Genomic DNA, 1,892 nt, shown 5'->3' with positions numbered 1-1,892 from the left:
CCGCGCGGCGGTGCGCCGCTCCCGCAGGGCCACCGCGGCGCTCTCGGCCTCCGCGCGGCGCGAGGCCGCGGCGTCGGCGGCCGCCTGGGCCCGCCGCTCCTCCTCGGCGGAGACCAGGCCCTCGCCGGAGGGCCGGGCGGGGGAGGGGTGCGCCACCGACCCGCACACCGCGCACGGCTCCCCGTCGACCAGGCCGGACGCCAGTTCGGCGGCCATGTGGGTGATCCGGCGCTCGCGCAGGTCGAGGGCGCGGTCGCGGGCGGCCTGGGCCCCGTCCACGGCCTCCCTGTGACGCTCCTGCGCCTCCGAGAGCTCCCGGCCCAGGCGCTCGTACTCGGCGGCGGCGTCGAGGCGCCTGCGGGCGGCGGCCAGGGCGGTCTCGGCGGCCCCCTCCTGTCCGGCCTGGTCGTGGAGGCGCCGCAGCTCGGCGGTGAGCGCCTCCACCCGGGCGGGCAGGGAGGCGGCCAGCGCGCGCTGGCGATCCAGCTGCGCGGCGATCTCGTCCAGGCGCCCCGTGAGCGCGGTGACGGAGCGGCCCAGGGACCGGCGGCGCTCGGCGTCCGCGCGCAGCGCGTCCAGACGGGCCAGTTCGTCCCGGCGCTCCCGCTCGGCGGCACCCAGCTCCTCGCGCGGCACCGCCCCGTCGGACCGCGCGGAGAAGCCGGGCAGCCCGCCCACCAGCGCCAGGTGGTCGGCGACGGCGAGTTCCGCCTTGTCCAGCTCGGTGCGGCGGTTGTCGCGGGCGCGCAGGAAGGGCAGCACCGACTCGGCGCGCCCGGCGTCGTCGAGCTGGGCGTCGAGCGCGGCCCGCCACGCGGTGTGCTCGGCCAGCTGGGCGCGGCGCCCGCGGGCGGCGGCCAGCCGCTCCTGGAGCGCGCGCAGCTCACGCCCCTCGGACAGGGCGCGCTGGGCCTCCTCACGGGCCCCGGTGAACTCCCCGGCCACCCGCCCGGCGTCGCGTGCGGTCGCGGCGGTGACGCAGGCCAGCTCCGCGGCCCAGGCCGACAGCTCCTCGGGCGGTTCGGGGGCCCGGGACCCGCCGACCTCGGCGATGCGGTCCGCGACCGCGCGCACCTGGGCGTTGGCCGTCCGGACCTCGTGTTCGAGCCGTTTGGCGTGCGCTCCCAGCCACGTCTCCACGTCCCGGAACAGCCGGGTGTTGAAGATGCGCTCCAGGGACTCGCGGCGCTCCTCGGACTTGGCGCGCAGGAACCGCGCGAAGTCGCCCTGGGGGAGCATGACGGTCTGGCAGAACTGCGCGAGGGTCAGGCCCAGCAGGTCGCCGACGAACTGCCCCGCCTCGTCGGGGCGGGTGGTGACGCCCTCCCACCTGCCGCCGGTGAACTCCTTGACGACGACCTTGGTGTTCTGCGACACCGTGCCGGTGCCCCGCTTCTTGGGGCGGTCCCAGCGCGGCTTGCGCTCGATCCAGATGCGGCGCCCCTGGACCGTGAACTCCAGGACCACCCTGGGCTCGGCGTCCAGCGGGGCGTGGTCGCTCTTGGGGGAGCGGTCCTTGCCCCGGGCGCCCGGCACGTTGCCGTACAGGGCGAAGCACACCGCGTCCAGCACGGTGGTCTTGCCCGCGCCGGTGGGGCCGTGGATGAGGAAGAGGCCGCCCGCGCTGAGGCGGTCGAAGTCCACCTCCTCGGTGCCCGCGAACGGGCCGAACGCCTGGACGGTGAGGGTGTGCAGCCGCATCAGCGCGTCCCCTCCTGGAGCCGGACCTGCTCGACGGCGGTGTTCACGAGGGCCTCCTCCTCGGGGGTGGCGGGGGTGCCGCGGGCCCACTCCACGAAGTCGCCGACCACCTGGCGCTCGCTGCGGTCGGCGACGGAGGCGGCGATCGGACGGGTGTCGGGGGCACCGCCCTCGGGGGCGAAGTCCAGGAC

1 protein-coding gene and 1 pseudogene are annotated in these 1,892 nt (G+C 77.5%); both read right to left on the bottom strand.

The genetic code is table 11. The features are described 5' to 3' along the window. A partial coding sequence (locus DQW06_RS25625; RefSeq protein ID WP_157983605.1) for an AAA family ATPase occupies window positions 1-1,701 on the bottom strand: 1,701 nt, incomplete at its 3' end. After that, window positions 1,701-1,892, bottom strand: a pseudogene (locus tag DQW06_RS25620) (exonuclease SbcCD subunit D); the annotation flags it as partial. The gene DQW06_RS25625 and the pseudogene DQW06_RS25620, both read right to left, overlap by 1 nt.

The organism is Nocardiopsis sp. TNDT3, from assembly GCF_003427465.1.
Classification (GTDB): domain Bacteria; phylum Actinomycetota; class Actinomycetes; order Streptosporangiales; family Streptosporangiaceae; genus Nocardiopsis; species Nocardiopsis dassonvillei.
The sequence above is the reverse complement of the archived record's forward strand: the minus strand, read 5'-3'. Positions and strand labels throughout refer to the sequence as shown.